Genomic DNA, 25098 nt, shown 5'->3' with positions numbered 1-25098 from the left:
AGACACTTTTTTGACCTGCTTAAAAAACACAGGTGTTCACTTTGCCCGGAATAAGGTGTTCACTTTCGACGGAACGCTATGTCCAGTTTCACCGGAATACTATGTTCACTTTGGAGCGGAATATCCAGCAAATCTCTTCTAATGCTTCTATTGTATCGCTCTATATAAACATTTTGTCATGGATTACTAAGCTATGAGCACCAAGTGAATCCTTTTATCGAAGCACCAGTATTCTAGGCCATTATCTACCGCGCGGCTGCCATTTTATCATTGTCGGTAAACCTCTTAATTCATATTGGTATCCCAGTACCTGATCAGGCGCAGATCAGTTTCATATACAATGCTTGAAAAAGTTAGTATTCAGGCACGTTTAGTTTATAGACGTTTTCCCAAAAAGGTTGGGTGTCATAATCTTTTGGGCTATAACCAAATTCATCATTGAAATAATTATAAAAGTATTCACTTCTATTGTTATCTATTATGTACGTGGTGAAGTCTTCTAATGCTTCAATTAAGCTTTTTACCATTGGTTGCCGACGAACGGGATCTCCATCTTCATCGATATAACCACTTCTTAAAGCTTTATCTATTTTACCTCCATGATTCTCACGGTTTGGGCTATATGGCTTACCATATTCATAAGAAATTATATAAGAAGATATTACATCTTCAAAATTATTAAGATTATTCTTCACCTTGGCCAATTTTGATTGGAAGGCTTTAATTTCTGGTGAATTATTAGAATCTATTCCTTCAGGTTCTAAGGGTTTATCTTTAGAAGGTGTATTAATACCATTTGTGACTAATTTATTGTTAATATTTGATTTTGCAGCTTGATTACTAATTATTGGGAGTTCAGCAAAAGAGAAATAGCCCTCAATCCTGCCTTCTCTGACGATTATTTGTTCTTTATCTATTTTCTTTGCTGATACCAATTTGATGGAACGTGCATAAACTTCTCTGGAGCAAACGCTGGCTAGCATATCAATTGATAATAAACCGTTTTGATCGTAATTTTTTTCATCAAGAATACCATCGATAAAACAACGAGTAAAAAGACTATTGCTTAGATCATCAGGCATATAAGCTACTCTTTCAGTGGGTGATGCGTATATGCCAAATGTGCCCTCAGAGTCAATATGTAACTTTCTTCTAAGTTTACTAATACTGAAGGATTTGCTTAAAATCTTAGCACCAACAAAACAGGCGTCAAATACAATGATAGTTTTTTTTGCGTGCAACTTGTCAATGTATCCTTTTATTTTATTTGTTGAAACTCGCTCTTTAGGAAATACTAAATATGATGCTTGTTTAGAATCATCAAACTCACCATGTCCTGAAAAATAAAAGAAGAGTGTATCACTACTGTTGATTTGATATTCTTTTTGAAGGCGTTCAATAGTGTTATCTAAAATAATGTGAGAAAGTGGAACTTCATTTTTATAGGGAGATTGTATTTTAATGATATTCTTAGGGCTAAAGCCGCAATGTGAAATTAGGACCTTGTAAAGATCATCTACATCTTTTGAACAATAATGTAAACCTTCAGGGTCTTGATCATCTATTCCTATTAAAATTCCATATTTATTTCCTTGCCTCATCTGCTGCTTATATGTTTAACTTCTCAATAATTTCAATATATTAAGAAGTGGTTAAAAATCAATGATATGAAACTATGTAATTTAAATAGTTATCCTTGATTAAACTTTACTGATATAGAAAATATCTTATACTGAATTTACTACAAAAGTCGTCTATGTTTCCAGTATATGTGACTCATAGACCCTCTAGATTCAGCAGTTCTGTATGTCACATACAGGGGACAATAATAGATTATTTGGTTTTAAGTACAAATCAATTTTACCCATACCGTTAAAGTTCTAAACATACACCATTAAGATGGTGATGCCTTTTTCTATTTTGACTAATACGCTAGGTATATAAATTTTGATGATTGATAATTATTGAGTAAAGCATTGTATCCTTTATGCCTTTGCTGTACTCCGGATTATATGAAGTGGGTTGTGTATAATATACAGCAGCTGGATATGAACATGCATATAAACACATAGCTAATGAGACGGTTTTAGGGCCATAGGGTGCAAGTAAAGCATTTCTTCTTCCCTTATTGCATATGTTGAATATTTGATCAAAAGTATCAGCAACATTTCCAGAATCAATATATTTGATTTCTTGAGACCTAATCTCTCTTGCATGGTTAATACTTTCTAAGAATGACCAAGTACGCTGGTAAAATGGTGGGCCAGGAGGAAAAGGAAATAGAAACCGTCTGTCAGCAGATGTAAACTCATCTTTAAGTAAATCAGGCAGATTGAATGGCATAAAACCTAAGCCAATAATAGCAACTTCAACTTCAGATTCTGTATCTGAATAGTCAAATGTAGGAATGTGAGCCCATGGTGTAGGATCGGTGGAAAGATCGTTTTCAGCATATTCTTCAGGTGAAGTATGAAGAACTAAAAGGTTTTTGATTCTAGCTTGATATCTTTTAGTTAAGAACTTTATAATAGGAAAAAAAAATCTCTTTGGGAGGGTGCTTATATCAACAATTAAGTTGTAGTCATTACTTGGGAGAAAATTTTCTAAACTATTAGTAATAATATTCAATGGTTCGAGTAAAGTATGATTTTCTATTAATACTCCACAATCAAGTTTTTCTATTATTATAGAATTGCTTTTTACAAATTTCTCATGTGTAGGGGTAGTTATGGGATCAGTGATATTAAAAAAGAGCGCATGAGTAACTTTTCTCAATTCACAAAGCTTCACAATTCCGGCTGTACATCTTTGTTCTGTTGATAAGCAGCCTAAATATCTCCATTCTTGGATATCAAATTTAAGCAATATAGATTCTAGGTCTCCCCAAGGCTTAAAGCTCATACTTAATCGTTATCAGCAAAAGCGCTTATTCAAAAAGTGAATATTGTCCACCTTGCTTGAAATTATTTTTAGTATCGATTTTATTTGTCTTCAACTTTGATCCTATTACATATTTAGGAGGAGCAAAATCAGAAAAGGCCCCAGAGTCGAACAATATATTCTTAATATCTTCAATATTATTAAAATATATCGGCTCCTTAGTACGAATAGCAGGTATCTTAAAATATGGAGAGAATATCGGATTTAAGTAAAACTTTTGCCTTGATTTAGCACCCTTATTTTTTGGTGTATGTCTAAAAGTTAAAATATCACCATAATCGCATGCGTCTAGCAAAAAATCTTCTATTTCAGCATTTTCAGTTATAACTGAAATAGGTAGTGAAAATCCATTAGAGCCAGGATAAGACATTTTATCATCAGAGGTCAAGCGGTTATAAAAATATGTCCCAAGATAAATAACAAATTTTTTTCTCTTATGACCACCCGGCTGCTTTATTATATCTTCAACCCATCTTAAGGATGCTTCTAAAATAGCAATAGTTTGTATTGGTGCAGGAAAAGGGTAAAAAACTTTTTCATGATATTTGTTATATTGTATATCCTGCTGAGCTGCTTCCCAGACCTGTTGACATATACTAAGAAATCCTAAAAGGCTACCGCTACTAAGGTTTAGAATATCATCTACTCCTTCCCAAATAATTTGCTGGCGATTACGTGATGCTATTTGTATGAGTGCTTGTGCAGTTCTTTCTTTAACCCAATATTTTTTACTTTCCCAAGGATAGGGTCTTTCAGTTGGTGTTGAATCAACAATTTGTTCTTTACCTTTTTGTTTAGCCCAAGCCTCAGCAAGTTTGGCTGAAAAAGGATCCGTTTTGGACAGAGAAAGTAAAAATTTTTTCCAACTTGCTGGCCAGGATGAATCAAACTTAACAACTTTGTCCCTGTCTTTTTTAACTAACTTAAGTGCTCTTTCCCTTGCATCCATTCCTTTGCCAAAAAAGTATTCTAAACAGTTTGTTTTTGGTAGTTTAAAATCAGGCATTTTATTTTTAAGGCGCCTTTTGAAAATATCCTCAGCTAGCTTTGGAAATATATAAGATCTACTATTTTCCTTTCTTTTTAGAACATGTTCCAATGAGACAACAGTATAATTACGATACTGCTCCAAAACTGCACTAGTGCCAGCAACTTCTTGTTTTGAATACTTCCAGGCAAATGGGCGAGTGCCAATTTTGTAAGACACAGTTACATCTCTAATCGCGAGGAGTTTATAAATTATGGATTGGAAGTTTGTTCCTAAATTAGGTATTCTATCATTTAGCCAAACTAAATCTTCATATTGATCAAGTCTTACATATAGTTTAACGTCGTTTGCTAAGATACCACATTCTCTGAGGTGTTTAGCCAAGACTATTATGGGAATTCCTATTGATGTTTTGGAATTAATGATAGAAGAGTCAAGGAAGTCTTTATTGTAATTAAGATATGATCTATACTCTTGAAGCCTACTTTTTAATTTGTGCTTTAAATTATCCCAATCTTTTACATCATTTAGATAACCAAACCAGCACTCATCTTTGATCAGAACTTTAGTAAAGGCATCTTTATTTTCTTTAGATAGATTAATCCCAATTTCTTTGTCAAATCCTTCATGAAGTTCTTCAATAGAATTAATTATATCTCTAGTGATTGAATAATTTATGAAATCGCCAAAGAATACTGCCAATTCTGATAATTCATCTTGTACATTTTCACTTCTAATTGGTCGTTGGCCTAAATCTGCTATACTTGATCGTTGTAGGTTGATACCTGCTCCTATGAACTTTGAATATTCTTTAGGCACTGGAAAGTTGATACCTGATTCTTTATAAGCTCTTCTTATACTTGGCTTAAGTAGGTTTAGCATCATACTCTTGCCTGAACCAGGTAATCCACTTAGAACCACATTACCCGGCTGAAACAGGGCTAAAGAAGGGCCTACCATGACATCGCTAAAGAGTTGAACGAATTCATTGGCTCCAATAGATTCCCCTAAGTATAATTCATGAAATGGGTTGTGGAAATTCATATTATATGTCAGACCGGTTTTTTCTAGGAAATAGTCCCTTCCATTTGTCCGTATTTACATGGATTAGAGGAGATGTGTTATTTGGTGTATTGGTATACATTACTACCAAGGAACCTAAATTGAATTTCTTAAGTTTGTTCCTTTTCTTTTCACTTAACCCTTCTGTGACTTTATCTATTAATTCTGTTTGCAATTTTTCAATTTCAGATGGCTGATTTATATCCTCATTTTTTTCATGCCAACTAATAAACGCTGCACTAGGTAAAACAATCACTGGTTTAATTTTTAAATTTAAAGAAGTTTCCTCAAGAGATTTCAATTCACTTAGCCCCTTTTGACAAATTAGAAGAGGCACAAATAGTATCCTATTTTCGGGGAATGTTTCAGTTATAGATTTTATAATTGGTTTGCTTTGCTTTCCAGTGCCAACAAAATCCTCAAGAACTACTATATATTTAACTTTTCTCTGCTGTACATAATTTCTCCAGTTTTCAATGTCTCCACGGTGTGTTTGGCCAGTATTGCTATTAGACATTGCTTTCGTAGAGCGCCAGTCTGCTTTGATTTCATGAGATGAACTCAAGCTATTAACTTTATAAAAACTGTTAATACGCATACTGTCGCTTAGGCTAGTGTACCATACAGCTTTTAGATGTTCCTCTAGTTTTATCTGTAAATTTGGGTCATCACATTTTAGATTACTCTCTTCAAATATCCAGCGCTTTATAATAGAAAGATAGGCTGTTCTATTTAAAGAACTGATGCCCTCTTGATTAATATAGAAAACTTTAGCTGCTAACTTAAATAGCTTTTTTTTTAACTCATCATCATTGATATTATCAAGCCAATTAGTCAGTCTAAACTTGTACTCAGGATAATCGTATTTTGTGGGTTCATAGTCATTGTATAGATTATCTGCTAAGTAGTTTAATTGCCGGTACTGGCGAATAAGATCATTACCATTTTCATCTGCTGACCATTCTATTACTGCTACCTGTAAATTTGTCATAGTAAACCTAAATCGAATTTTTAATTACTGTAGCAATCCATTTTGACATAGGTGGGGGTACAGCATTACCAATCATCTTAAATTTTTGATGGATTGATCCTGAAAATTCAAAATTATCACTAAAGCCCTGTATTCTTGCAGCTTCTCTAACACTCATACCTCTATCTTCTTCTGGATGAATGAAATATTTTGGATTTCCGAAATTTGTATCTACTGTATAACTAGGTTCATCCCAACTCAACCTTCGATACTTTCCATTGAAGGTTCTACTCAAGTCGACACATTCATTTTTGTATTTCAAATATCCTTTCGCAACTAACTCATCAATATTCTCTGTTATAGCATCTCCATAACATTCCTTAAGAAGTGCGATTGGTACTGGGTCGGCATCTCCATGATCTCTTATCCTTACCTTTCTCCTAATTTTACTTATTTCCTCTAATAGCCTTTTTTCTGATTCACTTGTCTGACCAAACACTTCTGGAATTTGCCAGGATTTTACCGCTCTCAAACCGCCTCTTACATCACACAATTTTTGTCCTGGTTTCATCACTTCAGCAATTGCTCTGTCATCTTTTTTATCAAAAGGGATGAAATCATCTTTGGATGTCGCAGGTAAATTGTGAAGAATGGTTTTTAAACTCTTCGCCTTAATATTCTTGTTAGTGATTTTTAAATCAAAAAAGTTTTTGGTTGCAATCAAGATGACTCTTTTTCTTCGTTGACCCATTCCAAGTTTCAAAGCATCTAAAATCAGCGTTTCAACTTTGTAACCATTAGAATTCAGAATGCTCTCTACTTGATTCCAGTATTGTTTATGAGCGCCAGCAATTGACCCCATTACATTCTCTGAAATAAAAACTTTAGCATCAAGTTCTACTGCAATCTCAGCACCTCTTATAAGTAGAGAATTTCTTTTGTCATCAAGCTTTCTTTTGCCAATGGTGGAAAAGCCTTGACAGGGAGAGCCAGAAAGAACAATGTCAACCCCTTTTTTTGATTTCAGAGTATCATATATTTCCTTACTTAAGTCGATATTATATGCTGGACTAGATAAGTTAGACCTATATGTTTCAAGTGCTATAGGGTCAAAGTCATAGGATCCAATTCCCTGAAAACCTACCTCTTCAAACCCGGCATCCATGCCTCCGCATCCGCAAAAAAGGCTAATAAAAGTTTTCAAATTTTAAACTACTTGTAATTATTTTACTATGTGTCTTGAAAGTATATCTAGTATTTAGGATATAGCTTCTTATTCTGATTGTTCTAAGAAGAATTCAATTAATTACGCAAAGTAAATATTTTATTCAATTACACTCTAGAGTCTGGAAGCAGAAACACTTTTTTTGTTTTTGAATACCCTAGCATGTAATTAGTACTTCTGCACTCGCCTAAATTTATTATGAGAAAAGAGGCATTATCCATGGATTGTTCCGGCCTTAGAATCTCAGCGTAGCCATGGTATTCATCTGTTCAGTTAAGCAAGGCTATGGAGAGAAATTCCCTGTCTAGCAACTAAATTCTGGGGAGAATCACCTGTCAACGAAAAAGATCCATTTCCATATATATATGGCATACTCTAGTCGAAATCCGTCTTCTCATAATATTTAAAGCATTTCAATGAATCTAGGTTATATGAGATCAAATTTTCGTCTATATAATCAATATCTGGACACTCAATTTCTAATTTATCAAGTTTTATAGTCCCAAATTTCACAGACCAATCTGATTTCGCCAGAATATAGGATTGTTCAGCCAAAATTTCTTTATCAATATTCGCTATAGTATGATCTTTCTTTTGTATTTTCTTGCATAGAACCTTCGAAATTAAGGCATAGTTGACTATTCTGTATTGCTTGTTTATTTCCCAAGCTTTATGTGAACCTGCGCTAGACCTTACTACAATAAGATTTATAAATTTTAAGGCATCCATAGAGACTTTGAAACTGTTATTGACAATGTCTAATTTTTCAACATTTTCGAGGGAATCAAATGTTTCTATTTGTTTTTTTGCTTCCATTGTTCGGCTTTGTACTCTTTCTACTGTTCTTGCGCTATCAGGTGCAATAGTCGTTTTCACTTGTATTACAATGCAGGTTTTCTCTGATTCAGACAAAACCATCATATCAACTTCACTTTTATTATATAGAATGTTATTTTTAATACGCACACCATTGATATGTGAAAAAATGTAGTTGAGTTGGTTGATCAATGCTGGTTCAAGATGAGGAGAGACTTTCTGATCAAATAGTTTTTTATTTGTCTTGTTTATGGAATATAGGATGTTGTTAATATTTAGAAACGACTTAATTGCAAGTGGGCTAAATACAATAAACTTATCGATCAATATGATCGGAGGTAAATAGCCATCACCACAGTAGGAGTTTGATTGAAATTGTTCTTTCGTTTTGTTAGTATATATTTCTAGAAAAAATGATAAGATTTTATCAAAAACTTCTCGCTTCAATCCACTAATCCCCATAAAAAGGCCTAGAGTCTTATAGTCTAAGACGCATACAGCCAGATCCTGATATGTTGCCAGCAGGCGTTGATTTATGGTCTCAGAATTATCCTCATTAATTTTAATGCTACGGGCTTGGAGAGTGTAAAAGTCGGCAAAAGCTCTTAAGGCTGCCATAAATGAATATACATCTTCAAATTTTACACCTACAGCATCTGCAAAAGCATTAGAAGGCAAAACTCTTACATCAAAAGTAAATTTTTTATAATGCTCATAAATGCTTTTAATCCAAACAAAGTCTAGGCCATTAGAAAAGGGATTGTCAGTTGATTTTCTTGTACCTAAATATTTTTTAAATGCATCTTCATCTTTATATGATAATACCATTAATAATGAAATATAGCTATAAAGCTTATCTATCAATTCAGAATGAATTATCTCTTCGTTTGAATAATTCAAATATATTTTATTTCCTTCTGTTTTAGTAACTACAAGGGTGCCTCGATGTACTTGAGGCATGAGCATTGAAAAATGGGCATAAGCAACTAAAAAGCTAAGTTCTTCTACATGTTGCTTGTTTTTCACTTCTGCTAGTGAGGTTGAAGTCCGTTGAATGTGTTTTTTATTAGCATGCTGCTTTATTGTTGGATAAATGAGGGAAATCCTGCTTAATAAATCTAAGGCTATGCCGGGTCTACCAGTTTGGTCTAATCTATCTGCTATTAGCAGAAGATAACTTATAATCGTTTGGAATGGAAGTTTCCATATACTTAAACTATAAAATTTTTCATCTAATTCTTTCTCAATATCAATTAGGTTAAGATTCATCTCTTTGAATATAAATATAGTATTTAGATCTATCTATCAAATTTATTACTGTCGTTGTTTTCCCAGTCGCAAATTAGCTGTTAGCTTATGTAACTTCAGGGCTAATTTGAGTAGGAGCTTACGTTGATGTTAGCTACTGATGCACAGCATCAGGATGTTGATTCAAAAAACTGCTTACCCTCTAATAAAATAAGGGAGCATAGTGTTTGATCGCTAATTACAGCGACTATTATCACCCCACCTCCGCATTCTCATTTACCCCATTGATAATGCTGATCACCTTTACTGCCATATCATCATCAAATACACACAGCAGGCCCTGATCATTGATATCAGTAAACGGTGGTTCGAAGAGAAGGCTCTTATCGATGGTGCCGTTTTTGGTGAGGTGCTGGATGATGTTGTTGATGAGGGGAAGTCTTCTTCTGATAGCTTTAAATTTAAATAGCAGCTATTCTTCAGTCATCTGAACAGCAGGCTCGAAGGGTATACCATGTGTTGAACAGGACTTGGAGAAGTCAGCCAATGCCTTCCGGCTACTTTCTTCATTGAAGAACTGTTGAAGGTCATATGCTTTGAAATATGTTGAAGCCTGCTTTCCATCAACTTCGATTATGCCCTCTTTTTGGGTGCTTTTCAAATTAGCTTCATGTAGTAGATCATTGTTTTTCCATATGTTTTTGCCAACAACCAGGAGAAGCCTAGTGGCAGAAATATTCACAGGTGCAAATGCATCTTCAGACAATTTAAAAGAGTGGTCACCGATATTTTTTGCGTCGTAATAGCCAGTATCTGATTGAATATATACAGCAAAGGATATGGCGTCTACTCCAACTTGGGGTTTTTCAAAGTTAAATTCGTAGAAATAAAGATTGAGCCAGTCCCAAGCCCAATTCTCAAGATTTCCTTTACCCCTCCTGGGAGTATTTTGACTGAATTTTGGATAGCCACCATTGTATTTACAACCATAATAGTCTCCTATAAACCTGGCTAGGTCCAGCACTCTCCGCTGATACTGATAGAGTAGACGGTAGGATGCTCTTACGTCCTGTAGAAAATCAGTTACCTGATTGGGGGTTAATTTTTCCATATGTTGCTCCCTACAAGGTGGCTACTTAAAGTTTCCATTCCCTTGGATTGAAGGTCTTTAAAATGTTATTATAGTTCGTCACTGGGTGATTTATTTTATAATATGTAAGATCCTCTAACCATTTACCAGTTGCATATCCATGTAGCCTGAATACAGTCACAAGATCGGCCAGAATGTTTATCATGGCATCATTGGCAGACAAGATGCCTTTACTATACTCTAATTGTGATTGAATGTGCTGTACCTGTCGCAGCAGTCTGCTCCAGCGGCATTTTATTACCTTTATAACTCTGCCTTTGACCTTAATAATCTCCTCTGTCTCAGTGGTTATTCCGCCTACAGCCAATAAGTACACAGGTTTATCAGCTGTATAAAACTCATTCAGATAGGCTCTGACTTCTCCTTCCCACTGAGCATTACTTTGTTGATTATTATCAAACCGCTTTGCTTCTACGATGATGTCAAACTCTGCAAAGCGTATGAATACATCCGGTTCTACATGACGGGAGTTTTTAGTACCACCTGCATTCCATTTAGGCCAAAACTCATATCCTTCAAGCCTGGATGTTGCAGCAGGTAGTCCATTTGAGTAGCAGGCTTCATTTAGGATACGCAGTAGCAAATCAGAGGGCAGGTAAAATAGTTTTCCAAAAACAGAAGAAGTCAGAGAATCTTCTGAGGCAGCAAAAAGGCTACGCCAGTTTATCTCACTTACTTTAAAGCTATGGCCTGCTTTATTACTGGCGATGGCGTGTATCATAGTTATGTAGTAGAAGAAGGGCTTATGTTATCTGATCTTTCACTGCAAATTTTACCAGTATCAGGCTTTGAAGGAGAGCCCAGCTTTTGGAATATAGTTAGTGCAATGAAGTAAGCAGATGTTGATGCCGTTTGCTGCTTAATGTTACGAAATTCTCCCTATATCCACCAGGTTCAAACTGAAATCTTGGAAAGAGAATGCCTAGGAAGAGGTGAATTTAATTTTTTATTAAAAGTCGGGCTTTAGATTTGTAGTGCTGCTAGCACTGGAATTTTTTATACAAAATCTCAAAGGGGTTCTTTAGGCAGGCAGAACCCACAGATAGTGCTTAGATTGAATTTTTTAATGGGAGCTTCCAAGATGAATGCCTGAATGTAGATTAGTTCTTGTCTTTGGAAGATGCCCAGCTTAAAGCTAAGGCCTGGAGGCATGAATACAACTGCTTCAGATCCCACAGTTCCTTGGGAAATTTAACCCCAGAAGAGGCGATTGAAAGACGACAATTAAGCCTGGTTTCTTGACTTTACAGCGGCCCTAATTCTGGGAGAACGTCAAAATCGATAACCATTTTTTTAGCATTCTCTTGCTGATCTTTTTTCTATTCAACCGATCAATAAAGCCATAAATAAGATCAGCACTGCCACCATCTACAACGTTTACTGAAAATTATAGATCAACCCTATGATAATTTACACTCGACATTATTTGATTTTCATTTGGTCAATTTTTGAGGATAAGGCAGCTATACCTTCAGACCCCGCACTAACTCCTAAGCCCCATATGATTGCTGTGATATATTCATTATAACCTCCCCAAGTTGCATTATCTACCCACAAGATTTTGATGCCCAAGGCCACACTAGCAGCCATTATAACCAAAGTAAAAACAATATCCTTAAGTAATATCCGCCAACCAGAGGCTATTGGATCTGGGTTACGCAACTGTTTACGCCTAATGAAATAATCCAAAAATGGAAAATCAACTGACTCGGGAATTGAACTTACAAAAGAACTATTTGTAGCAATTAGCCCTATATCAGTATGAATACGCATAACCCCCCCTTTATCCTGAGTAATTGCTATAACCTTTTCAATATCTTTAGTAACCTGCTCATAATGCTTACGCGCCTCTTGCAGATGTAAAGTGTCAATTTCAGAGAGGATAGCATCTAATTTAACAAGAGAAGACTTGAGCTGACTCGTTAGGTCAGCTTTTTCGTTTTCTGAAAACGTAGGGTCTTTCGAAATTATGTGTATTTTCGATTTTCCAAATTCCTGCAATTCATATACCAAACTTTGTAAGTATAAAGCATACACATTTTCATATGCTACTTTTGCCTGGTCAGCGTTATCCAAGTGCTTAATCTTTTCAGCAGCATCAGTAATTTTTTTCTTTATATAATTCCAACTAGTATTTTGAATGCCTAAGGGAGGATTAGATCCAAGGCTGTTAATTATATCATCTGTCAAGAGCAGGGTATACTGTAGTCGGGCTTCATTGTAACTTATTCTAATATTTTCAAAATTTGAATCATTACTTATTGCATCTAATAAGTCTTGAGCATATTTAATTTTTGGTATTACGAGAGTTTTTAAGCCTTCTTGCAGTGCTACAGAATTAGTTTTATCTATTTTACTTTCTAATTCATTAAGAAATTCTGTTAAGGTTAAACTTAATTCGCTTTTTTTAGCTGTGAGAATGTCTATTGGCAATTTATTGATAATATCTTCCTGTTCTCTTATCTCGTTCTCGGAGGGATTCGATTTCCTTAGCAAGTTTTCAATGGCATCAAGTTTACCACTGAACTGCTTTTGCAAAGCAGGTTGTAAACTAGCTATAGTTCGCCTTCCCTTTACCCAGTTATGGAAAATATCTAACTTTATGTGTATTTCCTTGATTATTGCTGCTGCATCTGTATCTGAAAATTTCTTTATGTTTTCATCAACTTCATTTAACCTTTGGCGAAGTAATTGAAGAACTTCCTGTTCTTTAAGCTCATAATTTTTTATAATACGAGCAACATCTTCTAGTTCAGCCATAACGATTTCTACTTGGTGTCGACGTATCAAAACAGGCCGTATTGTTCTAATATATAACCTGAGCAGGTAAGAAATCAACACACCCAAAGAGATAAAAAAACTAGCTAGCCACCAGCTTTCTTTCTTATATATAGTAAAAGCCTTATTAAGTGAATTAACATCTGGACCCGAAAATGTTAATATACCATTAAACTCACCTGACTGATGTAGTTCTTTGATGGCTAATATAAGGTTTATTGTTTCTCTTGGATTTATATTAACATTTGTTAAGACATCTCCTTTTTCATTTAGTGTAACTAAGCTGCTGTAATTAGCTTGAACTCTGTTTTTATCCGATTGAACTAAAGAAAGAGAAGAAAGACTTGGCTTAGAGAGCTTAACAACTTTACCAGCATTTTCTGTGAGTCTTACTCGTACCATCACATCTTCACTGCCTACAGATATACTCTTTACTGATTCTATATCTGAAACAACAATGCTAGGCTCAGGGCTCAAACGTTCAATTGTTAGAGGAATTGGCCAGGCTCTTCCGCCATAAATCAATATTATGCTACTTGTATAGGTGCCAGTATTTGGTAAAGTGGCTGAGATGGTTAATTTAAGAGAACTAAGCGCAGCTAGTTTAAAGGGATTCTTGAATAGTTGTCCGTCAATTTTCCAATCAGAATTAACAATTGATCCGTCCGGCGCTTTTAAAGCTAAAACTTGAATATTGATACTATCCACATTTTCTTTGATCGAACTTATATCAAATTCATAATTAAACTTTTTAAGGTATGACACCAATTTTATACCATCTGACACAAATTCACCTGTATGCCTACCATCAACAAGCAATAGAGCAGACTGGCTCTGTGGTGGTATTTGAAGTTGTTGAGATGAAAACTGTTGTAAAAGATGCGCTTGGTTTAAACCAATTTCATGGGCTTGAGAAAAAAAAGACAATCCATGAAAAATTATGAAAAAAAGTATTGACTGCTTTAGAATTAAACACTCTACCTTTAAAAATCGAAGGTTAACAAATGATAGGAGATATTTTTTATACATAATCTTCTATTGTATTACCGGATTACAGTTCTTGTTATTTCACCCAAGTTTAAATAAGAACATCTTCAAGAAACACAACAAAAGAAAAGGTAATGTATTAGATCTAAGGCTGACAGTTTATTAGACGGGTCAGAAAATGTTTTATTCACAACTGATTAAAGCAGTTTTACCATGGATGGCAATAAATCTAGTGAAGTCTTAGCCTTACATCTGATACACTACCATAGTATTTATTCAATTTTCAACGGTTCATTGGCAAAAGCAAAACTAACCCCTAACACAGCTATGATATTATCAACTTTTCCAAAATTCTTTCCATAACTTCCAGTAATATATAATTGATCAAAGATTTTATAATTAGCAATGATAGCTAAACGATGAGTGTTTATATTGGTCATCAAATCATTCCTGAAGATAAATTCCCCATTTATTGTAAAGTTCTTATTACTTTCAAATCCTAAACTTCCTCCAACATCAAAATATTCTGCCGATTGAGAAAATTCTTTTTGATTATTATTATTTATATATCTTGTTAATCCTATAACGTTCAAAGATTGAAAAGGCCTCCATAAAAAATTTGCCCAAACACCATTTCGTGCATTACTTAATTGATCTAAGTTGTTGGTAGGTGAATAACCTAACATAGCACCTGCAATTTCTACTAGAAATACCGGCTTGAGTTCATTCAGTGAATCACGCGCCATTTCAATAGCGTTCAAATCCAAAGGAAGTGGCTGATTGTTTTGATCTAGTTTAGGAGTTAGCAGGGAAACTATTCTATCATTTAAAATTTCTGCCTCTTTATTATAAATTCTGAATAAATGTAGACGAGCGCCAACTGATAAATAAGAGGTTGTATCTGATCTAAATGAAGTAGTAGATATGCTTAGAGTTTGAATAATAGGAAGTTTGTTATTTATATATTTACTGAAAGTTAAATCAGACCGCTTCTGAATTGGTAACAACCAATATGGTGACAATTCTAAGGCTCCTCCTCGTTGAAGCGTTAATAAACTTGCCACTAAGCTTCTTGGATTAGTCGGGCGACTTACACTCGAAGGAGTTTGATCTGATAAAACAAATCCAGGGCTGGTTGGAGTTTGTAAATCATTGATTGATATTTCACTGGTTTGACCATATACCCCCCCCTGAATCATTACAAAAACCAAAAATATAATATATTTTCTTTTCATAAGGCTAATTATTAGAGAAAATTATACTGCCTAGTAAAGCTTACAATACCGCCTTGGGGAGCAGTGTCCACATACATAAAGCTGTTAACATTTGCAAAGTGGTCTACTAGTATAACCCCATTATCTATGCTATTAACATCCAAAATATTTGTATATATTATAATAGACCTTCCTTTTAAATTTCCACCTGGTCCTAAATTTATATTTATTTTATCTCCTTTTGCAATCACATTATTCGCATTATCTACTACTAGTGAAGATCCAATTTGAGCATTTCCAATTGTAACTGTTAAATTCACGTTTGAATTAGTATTGATCGCCTGTGTGTGTGTTACAGGATTGACTTGTTTGACTGGAACTGGCATTTTTTAAATTTTATTAGATGAAAAACTCTAGAACATTAATATGAAATTCAGAATATACACGCAACATTTGATTCATTAAACTAGCAATGTGCAAAATAGAGATAAATTTTTCTTCATCCTGAAATTGATTTTAGATAATAAAATAGCACACTTCATCTCGCCTCAATCAAAAATAAACAAATCAAAGAAAAAAAATGTCTTATCAAAGATTCAAATCAAAATATAATATTGATTCATTGTCAATATATAAATTATAACATTAAACAATAAAAATCCATTACACTTTTTCATGACTTGATTAAAATGCTCCATTGTTACCATATTTAAACAAATACATATGAATATTCCATATCAAATTGGAATATCGCCGACAATTAATTATAATTTTACAGACTCATGTAATGTTATAAACAAACCAAAAAACATCAGCTTTGAAACTCATAACAATAATCTAGGTCCTGGAACATTTAAGCTACTCTAATTTTGAATGCATGAATAGATGTTAATACATAGAGAACAATCAGAATAATGAAAATTACAAAACAGTTAAAACCTATAATTACAATAAATCTATATATCTTGAATAATTTTTTGTCAAGTATTGATCTACTTATTGAATAGCCCAATATGCATCATTCCAACATTAAAAAAGGATATATCTTTTTTATCTTCTACAAAATAGCTAAAGCCAATAGTTGATTTGATTTCTAAATTGACTTCCTAGCCCAATCCAGTAAAAAAGCTTAGTTAAAAAGAGCCATGTATCATTGTATTATCAAGAACAGATATACTACGTTCATCAGAATATTGGCAATAAATAATTGCAAACAAAAAACATAATGCTGACCATGAGTTACTTCTGGAGCTAGGGGAAATATCGAGAGTTTATTTTTGTTATACAATACTTATTTAGTTTAAATTTTAATTTTTATCAAAAAAAGATAATTTATAAACTCGTTTACCCGTAAAGTCACAAGAATCAGTGGCTCGCTAAAGGATTCAGTATCTACTTTGATGATTTCTGCTGCAGCCAAAGGCTACTCTTTATTTCTATGCTTGCACGCCATTAGTTGAATTTTTTGTTTAGCCTCTGCATACCTTCTGGCTGTTTTAATTAAGTTTTTCAAAATGCTCATGCAACTCTCAATCAAGGGGAAAATCTTCTCCTCTATACTCATAGCTTTATTTCTTGCAAAGTTATGCCACAGTCAACTGCCGGTAAAAATTTACTTGGTTGGGCTGATACGTATTTCGGTCGAGCAATTTAAACATCATTGGGTGCAATAGTGCTTTTACTCTGTAATGAACCTAATGCTAATGAAATTATCAAAGCTTAATCGAAGATATTTCGTTTATCGTTGGTTGATGTTATGCGATAAAAATTCATTGGAATTGAATGAAGGTGTGAGCTCCACTGAAGATTTTGACGTCCTCTGACGTCCTCCCAGATTTAGGACCGCTGTAAAGTCAAGAAACCAGGCTTAGTTGTTGCTTCTCAATCGCCTCTTCCGGCGTTAAATCTCCAAGAGAACTATGGGGCCTGAAGCAGTTATATTCCTGCCGCCAAGCCTCAACTTTTTGCTGGGCATCTTCCAAAGACAAGAACCAGTTTACGTTCAGGCATTCATCCCGAAAGCTGCCATTGAACGATTAATATAGGCATTATCGGTAGGTTTTCCCGGTCTGGAGAAGTCTAAGGTTACTTTGTTATCATAGGCCCACCTATCCAAAGCCTTAGAGATAAACTCGCTGCCATTATCTACCTGGATACGCTCCGGAACAGTACCAATCTCCTGCTTTACCCTTTCCATTACTTCTACCACATCCATACCTTTGATGGACTGCCCTACCTGAATCGTCAGGCATTTTCTGCTATAATTATCAACTACAGTTAAGGCCCTGAATTTTCGGCCGTCAAAGAGCTGATCTGCTACAAAATTTATACTCCAGCACTGGTTCATATTAGAGAGCGGCAGTCGCTCCAGGCGGTGAGCAGCAGCCTTATTTCTCCTTGGCCGCTTTGACCTTAGATTCAGGCCCTCTTCCTTGTAAAGCCGATAAACACGTTTATGATTATCCGGCCAGCCCTCTCGTCTGAGTAAGGTAAAGATGCGCCAGTAACCATATCTAATTCTCACCTGGGCTATTTCGTGCATCCGCTTTCTAATCAGCGAAGAATCTCTTGCTTTGGATGCATAGTACCACATGGAGCGGTGTAACATCACCACCTTACAGGCCCGCCGGATTGGAACTCGGTAGTTTGTCATTAAGCTCTGGGCCAGGCCCCTCAATAGGCCTGGCCCTAAAGCTTTTTTTTCAGCACATCCTGCAGCATTTGTTTGTCCAAGCTTAGATCTGCTACCAACTTTTTGAGCTGCTGATTTTCCTCCTCCAGCTGGCGTAGCTTGCGCAGTTCTGATACTCCTAGCCCTCCATATTTCTTTCGCCCGGCGACCCGGTTCCAGTTGTAGAAGGTAGCTTCGCTAATGCCCATCTTGCGGCATACTTCTTCAACCTTCACACCCGTCTCGGATTGCTTCAGGGCAAAGAGAATTTGCGCTTCTGTGAACTTAGATTTTTTCATGGCAATCTCCTTTTTTATAAGTTAAGAAATTGCCCGATTCCTCTACTTTACAACGGTCCGATTTATTGGGGGGAGGTCATGATCTCCAGGCGGTTCGCTTATCTGTTAAATTTAATTAAAGTGAATGCTTGTGGTATATTTTGCTCCTGCGCCTGAAGTTGTTCTATCTCTCCGTTAGAATGATATAAATGAAAGATTAGGATTGTAGGTACCCATAACCTAATCATGATTTTCTATCCTATTTAAAATTTCAACTGTCTGACGATCGTAGGATCTGTGATCTTATTGTCTTCAGCCAGCAGGAATGCTTTGCTGATGATGATGGAAAGCATGCTGTCTCCTTCGAAAGGAAGGAACAGGTGATCCCCCTTAGTGGCTTTTCGGTCAGGTACAATACAAAGGTATTGGTCATTGGGCGACATCAGGATGTTGCCACTGCCCATGTGAATTTTGTAATCGCGCAGCTGGCCCCGAACCTTCAAGAACTTACCATCAAAGGAGCACTGAGGGGCAATCTTAAGGCAGGGAATCAGGTTCTTCAGCACCCCTTCCCGGATTTTGGCTGATTCTGAAAGATCGCCGAAAGAATACTCGCGCCAGTAGGTATTGTGTTGGTCGTTGCCACCATCCTGCCAGGTAGGATCATTGCCAATGCTGGTAACGCCAACAAACAGGTCTACGTCGCGCATAATTTCGCTGAAGACTATGGCAGGGACCTCGTCCATGTTCAGCTGGCGCCTGTTGTCGTAGAAGCGTACCTGATCGGTAAATACATGGTTGAAAATGCCTGATTCAGTAGTAGTACCATTACCATCGGCATCTACAAAATACTCAGCCCTGATGTTCCAATGCGGCACCAGTACAAAGGGGGTGTTATGAGAGTCCCAGTTTCCTTGCAGCCTATAGTGCCAGCCTCTTTGCTTGCAAAGGGCGGTGAACTGATGCTGGCGCAGTACATGGGCGGCAAATCGGTTGGAATAGCTCCCAGTATTGAGTTCAGCATCTGTCTGCAGGTATACTTCCCGGAAAGCCTGCTTGAAAGGCTGCACAATTTGCCGCTGCAGGAGTACGTTTCTCCATTCCAGCACATAGGATGCTTCAAAGCCAATGGGATGCCAGAGCTGTACCTCGGTTTCGGGGCCGATCCAATCCAGGGGCGCGCCGGTCACATCCCGCATGCGGCCGTCCAGGTAAAGGCCTTCAGCTTTCTGCTTTCCATCGGAGAAATGCCAGATCAGCTTTCTGGCCAGGATAGATACCAGGGGTTGATTTAAGTAATAAGTCTCCCAATTCGTAAAGCGGATGCTGCGGGGCTTCAGATACAGCTGTTCAATTCGGTCTCTTTGAGCCGGGAGCTGCGCCTCTATTTCTTTAATTTGTTTCTTAAGTCTGCCCAGGGCTTCTTTTTCACCTGTTTTAACGGCGGCGGGTACAGAAGCCTGTTTCTTCTCTTCCTTTTCCCAGCTGAGAGTATAAGTAGACATGCCTGTGATTTGAAAATGGGCTGTATAATCACCCATGCTGGTTAGCAAAAAGCCATTGGTGTTCAGGCCATAATCGGGCACGCCCATTTCTTCGAGCTCAGCCTCACTATATCCTTCTCTTTCAGAGATCTGTCTGATGCACTTGTCGATCTGCTTCAGCACGCTGCCATGCTTAATCTTTTTCCTGAACTTTGTAAGCCTGCTGATGCCATCCCTGAAAGGCAGGATTGAAAAGCTATACAGGCAGGCATTGCCGGTCTTCAGGGAAAGAACCCCTACACCAGGCATCTTTTTCAGCGCCCACTGTCCGTAGTCGTCCAGGGCACTGTTGAGGTCCGGATCATTGACTACCCCGGCTGCCCAGATCATTGCTTTTAGCAGGTTGTGATTCACATCCGTCAGAAACATGCTGGATGCCTGGGAGGGATACCCCAATCCCTCGTCCCAAACTTGCCTTGGGTTTTTATGATAGGCCTGAATACTTGCCTTACAAAGCTCAAGCCATGCAATGGCTTGCCTGGTAAAGTGGCTGTGCTCTAATTCCTCTAGTATTACATGGGTGTCCTGCATCCACTTTTTAGTAGGGGCTGCTTTATCCCCAACAGATGCCAGGTGGTCAATCAACTTTAGCCATTTTTCTTTTAGGGGCTCTTCTGGCAGTTCGTTCAGGTACTGCGCAATGGATTTGCCTAGCTGGTCGTTCTGATCGACCTTCAACTCCGATGAGCCCTTGAGCAGGTAGCGTATACGATTGTTGAGGCTACGAGCATCTGAGTACATATATTCGCTTTCTTTCACCAAGAGCAGTTCCAGTGCGGATTCCAGGCTAGTGCTCTTGCCTGTGCGGGTAAAGTTCTCCTCAATTTTAGAAAGCAGGGGTTTGAAGGGAATCCCCGAATAATAGTCGTTCACATCGAGCAGGCTTACGGTTGTGCGGACCAGCGTGAGCAGTTCCTCATCCTCATAAGGAAGCTTGCCCCGTACCAGTTGACTGAAAAGCTGCTGCAGGATTTCCCTGGAATAATAGTTATTGCCGGCGAAGGCTCCATTCCCCATCTTTTTTCTGAAATAGGCAATCTTTTCGGGAATGGCTTTGATAGCATCTTTTTTAAAGCTATCCGACTTATTCTTTATGTGCTGGTACGCTTCCAGCTTGCTGAGAGGGGGAAGGGAATAGGTGTCTTTTATTGTTAAAGCCTCCTGCACAAGCTGGTCTACCAGCTGTGAGGCTTCTGGGTTGAGCACAGGGCTATGCTCAGCATCGCCTTTCGGGCCCTTCTTAAAGAAATCTAGTATGGACATGGGGATGTGGATCAGCCGCCTACAAGCTGGGTTATTTTTATGAAACTAATGCTGGTTTGTGGATTCACAAGCACTTCCTGCTCCAGAGTGGTAGCTTGTTGGTTGTCAATGAGCACAAAGAACCCATTGCGCTGGAAAGCATTCAATGCGATAAAAACCTGCTGCTCCGGATCCACTTTTCTGATACCCTTCAGTTTGTAACCATTTAAGGTACGCTCAGCGTCTGTTGGCTGCACAAGTCCCTTAAAATATTCAGGAAGTTTGCTGTTGTGCATTTCCACTTCGGCGTACACCCTGGCTTCAATGATGTCTTTTACAGTGGTCAATTCCCGCTCCAGGGAGACAGTGATTTCATTGATGATGTTGCCTCCGAACGTTTTGTCTTTTATGCTGATGGATATAGCGGCCATATTTTTAGCAGGTTGATTATTTTGTTATGGGAAAAGTTAAGAGAACGAACTTCTTCTCATGCTTAAGCAGATTGGCCTCTTGTAAGGCTGCTCCTCTTAGGGCTGTAAAGGAGAGGTGTGCTAAGGGGCTGATAATTTTGCGATCATAATGGCAATCACAGACAGTAGCACCAGCGCAATCCAATAGCTGTTTCTTTTTGTTTTCCGATCGTAGTTCTTGCTGCGCTGAATCTGCACAAACGACCATAGCATGCTTCCTGTAAGCAAAGTGCCGCAAATACCCACCAGCAGCTTATTGCTACTTATGTATATCACGGCCATCAATCCCAAAACAGCAAAAGGAAGAAAGGAGAGTAGGCGATTTTTCAGACTTGTGCTACTGCTTGCAAGGCTCAGCGGACGAATTTGCTGAAGGGCTTCCTCCAACTGGTCAGGATCCTGGATGTGGATCGGCACTACAATGGCCGAGTGAAGGTGCTGTCCCCTGATAAGGTAGCTACCACTATGATCTTTGATGATTTCCCTGATTTCACTATAAGCAAGACGAATGGTAGGCGTGTTCTTTTGCTCCCGGATAACGGCATCTTCCGCGAAGGTGAGGGTATAGCTTTCCAGTAGCTGCTTTTGCTGATTGGTTCCTCTCTTAATGCCAATGATGACAAGGGCGATTCCTGCAGGAATGATAAAGTATAAGTTCTTGAGGCTGCTTTCAGGATTGGAAGAATTAAAGTAGCTTATGCCAACGCCTACGGTTAGGGCGATGAGCATGAGAGGAACTGATCTGAAAAGAATTTTCTTTTTGATCTCCCTAAAGGCATCTGGCTTTAATGTATACTGTTTCATGTGGCAAGCGACAACAACCCAAAATAGCACTTGCGCTGTTTGATAACAAGCTTTTGTTAAAGAGGTGTAGGATAATAGGAATAACTGCTGTTTTCTATCTCAGTCTTCGCAAAAACTGGCGCTGCCTTGACTTGGCTTTTTAGAAAAGACTGATCTATTGAAAGAAATTTACCTGCTCTTTATTTCCAGATCTATCAGTAATCAGTCCTTTTCTTCAGGCAAGCTACTCAATCCATTCTTCTAAAGATCTTACAGTTATTGCACCAATAGTCTCTGTCCCTGCAGTTTTGATAAGTAGGCTGAGATGGTCGTTTTCATCAATCTATAATAGTCTGCATTCCGTTTGCTTATTTTCTCCCTTGGACAACAGGCCAAAGAAGGGGGGGAGGTTCTGCGCCTGGTACTCGGGTTGACTTTTTGGAGGGAGAGGCTGATGGCAGGCAGGCTTGGATCTGCTAGATGCCTTTCAGCGTATCGGAAATTAAAGATTCCGCTAGGTGCTTTTTCCAGGAGACCTGCTAGCACACTGGTATAGTAAACTTCTGCTTTTCTATTCATAAATAACAACTTTCCTTATCTGCATTTTCAAGCGGTGACATTTTATTGGATTCCGGAAGTATGTTGCCGGTCAAGTTTAAAATAGATAGGTATTCTTCTTGTGAAGCCAGAAACCGGCATCATACTGCCGGTGTGCCGTTCTGTATCGCCGAAAGAGGAAAATTTCAAAAATCTGCTTATTATCTTACTTAATTATAAAAATTCTTTTGCCATAGCATACTAGCAAATTTGAAAGTCATGTAGCTGATAAATAGGATTCTATCCGACGCTGCATCTGTTAAATTTTATTCAGGTTAATGTTTTACGTATACTGAGTCAGCATTGCGAGCGGATAAAAATAAAAAAAGCTAGCTACAGAGCAAGGTTATGCTAGTATGGTAAAATTGTACTCTTAATGATTAAAAACTGCTTTTAACTTACCTGTTGACCTTTTTTGGTTTTGCGATTTAAGATTATCCGTATATTTGCATCAGTCACTCACAAGCAAGGCTTGCTGATGGCTTGCGCTTGGTGGTTCTACATCAGCGTACCTGGATCAACAAATAACCTATTCAGAGATCCTTCTCATAAGGTTGATCCAAAATTCCCGATTAGTATTTGTTCAGGATAGCAATCAGAGCTGGTAGTCATGCATGTACCAAGCATCTGGGCTTAGAACAAAACGGCAAGATGGATTATTCTACCCCCAAAGTAGTATCCTAGCTTTCACATCTGGAAGAAGAGAGACAGTCCGCTTTCTCTACAAACTACCTGCGCCCAATTTCCCGGGCGTCAACACATCTGCAGGTATAAAAATCACATTTAAAATATATATGAAAATTTTATTCAATTACAAAAATGAAAAATTTAAATGACAAGAACGAAACAGTGGTACTAATGTCCCTTGCTGATTTTGAAGAAGTGAAAGAGGTTTTAAAGTTTCTTAAAAGTAAAGCTGATGAGAATGATTCCCTCCCAAAACTAAAGAACTGGATCACTGAAAAACAGGCCATGTTACTTCTTGGTAAAAAAGAAACATGGTTTTGGAAAATGCGAAACTCTAATCAGTTAGCCTTCTCAAAAATGGGAGGAACTGTTTTTTATGAAATGGCTGATATTGAAGAATTGATAGCAAGAAACAAACGGTTTGCTGCATGAATCAACCTTCAGTTTAATAAATATTAAAGGCAAGCATTAACCCTCGCAAGTCAGCAATTCCTGCTGACTTCAAATCAACCAGCCTTGGCTGGACCTACACAATTAATTTCTAACCGAGTCGAATCCGACTTCTAAAAGCAAAATGGCATGTGTCAGAAAATTAAAATCAAAAACTGCATTCACTGCTTTGAGAGCTTTGAAGCTAAAAGAAAAAATCATCGCTATTGCTCGGCTTCATGCCGGGTAATGGCGTGTTACAAGCGCAAAGGCTATACTTATGTAAGTGGCCATTACCAAAAGGCTATCCATCCAGTCATAAATGCAATAGGAGCAGAATCCTTATATCCTACACCCATGCCTGCACCCTCTATGCCTTCTCAGGTGCCCGCTCAAAATGTGTTACAGGAAACAGCACCTCCTCAAACCAATGGAATGACTGGTTCCGGCATCATGGAATCAATGGTGGGTGCTGGTGCAGTAGCTCTTGGTGAATACTTTGCCTTTTATCAGCCCATGCTGGTGCAGATGAAGGAGATGCGACAAATGCTAAACGCAATGGGGCTTAAGCTGAACGCAATACAGCAGGACCGTCAAACAAATCCATTAATGAGCTTTTCTGGAATTCAACCGATCGACCAGCAGCCTCCCATAATAAAAGGAGGTAATCCACCTACCCAAGGCATTAAGCCACAGAAAGAACCTCCTCTTACGCCTCATCAGTTAACGATCCAAAGGTTGGGGCTCGATCCAAACAAGTATGGGAAGTGATGGAATGCCCTAACTTCTTTCGGAAGAAAACCAAAAGCTGATCGCCAGTGCCAAGCCTACAGTATTTAACTTGATACCTTTGTGGTTGTGAGTGTTAAAACACTATACTTGTTGCTGGGTTTGGTGCTTGAGGAGTTGTCATGGTTACGTAGACATAGAGCTGTGTATTAAAAAAGTATGGTATCTGAAGTTAATAAGCAGCGTCTCCTTCTGAACCATCGCAATAGCTTAAAGTTAACATAAGGCCA

16 protein-coding genes and 2 pseudogenes are annotated in these 25098 nt (G+C 37.5%); 3 read left to right on the top strand and 15 right to left on the bottom strand.

All coding sequences use genetic code 11. The features are described from left to right. Positions 1-353: 353 nt before the first annotated feature. The 8 genes from KWJ01_RS08255 to KWJ01_RS08220 all read right to left on the bottom strand — a co-directional run bounded on the left by KWJ01_RS08255 (position 354) and on the right by KWJ01_RS08220 (position 11120). Positions 354-1601: a caspase family protein gene (locus KWJ01_RS08255; protein WP_224995954.1), complete on the bottom strand. Its 1248-nt coding sequence runs from the start codon at positions 1599-1601 to the stop codon at positions 354-356. 331 nt (positions 1602-1932) lie between these two features. Then, positions 1933-2901 carry a hypothetical protein gene (locus KWJ01_RS08250; protein WP_224995953.1) on the bottom strand — a complete coding sequence of 323 codons (969 nt, stop codon included), beginning with the start codon at positions 2899-2901 and terminating at the stop codon, positions 1933-1935. Positions 2902-2926: 25 nt separating this feature from the next. Continuing rightward, positions 2927-4972: a hypothetical protein gene (locus tag KWJ01_RS08245; RefSeq protein WP_224995952.1), complete on the bottom strand. Its 2046-nt coding sequence runs from the start codon at positions 4970-4972 to the stop codon at positions 2927-2929. 1 nt (position 4973) lies between these two features. Continuing rightward, the gene (locus KWJ01_RS08240; RefSeq protein ID WP_224995951.1) at positions 4974-5981 is read right to left on the bottom strand and encodes a hypothetical protein; all 1008 of its coding nucleotides are present in this window, start codon (positions 5979-5981) and stop codon (positions 4974-4976) included. Between the two features lie 7 nt (positions 5982-5988). After that, positions 5989-7164 carry a DNA cytosine methyltransferase gene (locus KWJ01_RS08235; protein ID WP_224995950.1) on the bottom strand — a complete coding sequence of 392 codons (1176 nt, stop codon included), beginning with the start codon at positions 7162-7164 and terminating at the stop codon, positions 5989-5991. A 396-nt stretch (positions 7165-7560) separates the two neighbouring features. Next, complete coding sequence (locus tag KWJ01_RS08230; protein WP_224995949.1) at positions 7561-9270, bottom strand: hypothetical protein; 1710 nt, start codon at positions 9268-9270, stop codon at positions 7561-7563. Between the two features lie 451 nt (positions 9271-9721). After that, entirely contained in the window at positions 9722-10360 is a 639-nt protein-coding gene (locus KWJ01_RS08225; protein WP_224995948.1) for a hypothetical protein, read from the bottom strand. Positions 10361-10385: 25 nt separating this feature from the next. Continuing rightward, positions 10386-11120: a hypothetical protein gene (locus KWJ01_RS08220; protein WP_224995947.1), complete on the bottom strand. Its 735-nt coding sequence runs from the start codon at positions 11118-11120 to the stop codon at positions 10386-10388. Between the two features lie 302 nt (positions 11121-11422). Here KWJ01_RS08220 and KWJ01_RS08215 point away from each other — a divergent pair. Continuing rightward, positions 11423-11641 (top strand): annotated as a pseudogene (locus KWJ01_RS08215) (transposase); the annotation flags it as partial. A gap of 180 nt (positions 11642-11821) precedes the next feature. Here KWJ01_RS08215 and KWJ01_RS08210 read toward each other — a convergent pair. The 7 genes and pseudogenes from KWJ01_RS08210 to KWJ01_RS08180 all read right to left on the bottom strand — a co-directional run bounded on the left by KWJ01_RS08210 (position 11822) and on the right by KWJ01_RS08180 (position 22387). Further along, positions 11822-14206, bottom strand: a complete 2385-nt coding sequence (locus KWJ01_RS08210; RefSeq protein ID WP_224995946.1) for a hypothetical protein — start codon at positions 14204-14206, stop codon at positions 11822-11824. Positions 14207-14436: 230 nt separating this feature from the next. Then, a complete protein-coding gene (locus KWJ01_RS08205) occupies positions 14437-15399 on the bottom strand; it encodes a hypothetical protein (protein WP_224995945.1) in 963 nt (320 codons plus the stop codon). Positions 15400-15410: 11 nt separating this feature from the next. Next, the gene (locus tag KWJ01_RS08200) at positions 15411-15764 is read right to left on the bottom strand and encodes a hypothetical protein (protein ID WP_224995944.1); all 354 of its coding nucleotides are present in this window, start codon (positions 15762-15764) and stop codon (positions 15411-15413) included. A gap of 1467 nt (positions 15765-17231) precedes the next feature. Further along, positions 17232-18348 (bottom strand): annotated as a pseudogene (locus KWJ01_RS08195) (IS3 family transposase). Positions 18349-18590: 242 nt separating this feature from the next. Continuing rightward, complete coding sequence (locus KWJ01_RS08190; protein WP_224995943.1) at positions 18591-21134, bottom strand: DUF4132 domain-containing protein; 2544 nt, start codon at positions 21132-21134, stop codon at positions 18591-18593. 11 nt (positions 21135-21145) lie between these two features. Continuing rightward, complete coding sequence (locus tag KWJ01_RS08185; protein ID WP_224995942.1) at positions 21146-21544, bottom strand: hypothetical protein; 399 nt, start codon at positions 21542-21544, stop codon at positions 21146-21148. Positions 21545-21664: 120 nt separating this feature from the next. Beyond that, on the bottom strand, positions 21665-22387 hold the full coding sequence (locus KWJ01_RS08180; RefSeq protein WP_224995941.1) for a hypothetical protein: 723 nt from the start codon (positions 22385-22387) through the stop codon (positions 21665-21667). 1395 nt (positions 22388-23782) lie between these two features. Here KWJ01_RS08180 and KWJ01_RS08175 point away from each other — a divergent pair. Beyond that, positions 23783-24082 carry a helix-turn-helix domain-containing protein gene (locus KWJ01_RS08175; RefSeq protein ID WP_224995940.1) on the top strand — a complete coding sequence of 100 codons (300 nt, stop codon included), beginning with the start codon at positions 23783-23785 and terminating at the stop codon, positions 24080-24082. 147 nt (positions 24083-24229) lie between these two features. Then, on the top strand, positions 24230-24850 hold the full coding sequence (locus tag KWJ01_RS08170; RefSeq protein WP_224995939.1) for a hypothetical protein: 621 nt from the start codon (positions 24230-24232) through the stop codon (positions 24848-24850). Positions 24851-25098 lie beyond the last annotated feature (248 nt).

The organism is Cesiribacter sp. SM1, from assembly GCF_020178975.1.
Taxonomy (GTDB): Bacteria; Bacteroidota; Bacteroidia; order Cytophagales; family Cyclobacteriaceae; genus Cesiribacter.
The sequence above is the reverse complement of the archived record's forward strand: the minus strand, read 5'-3'. Positions and strand labels throughout refer to the sequence as shown.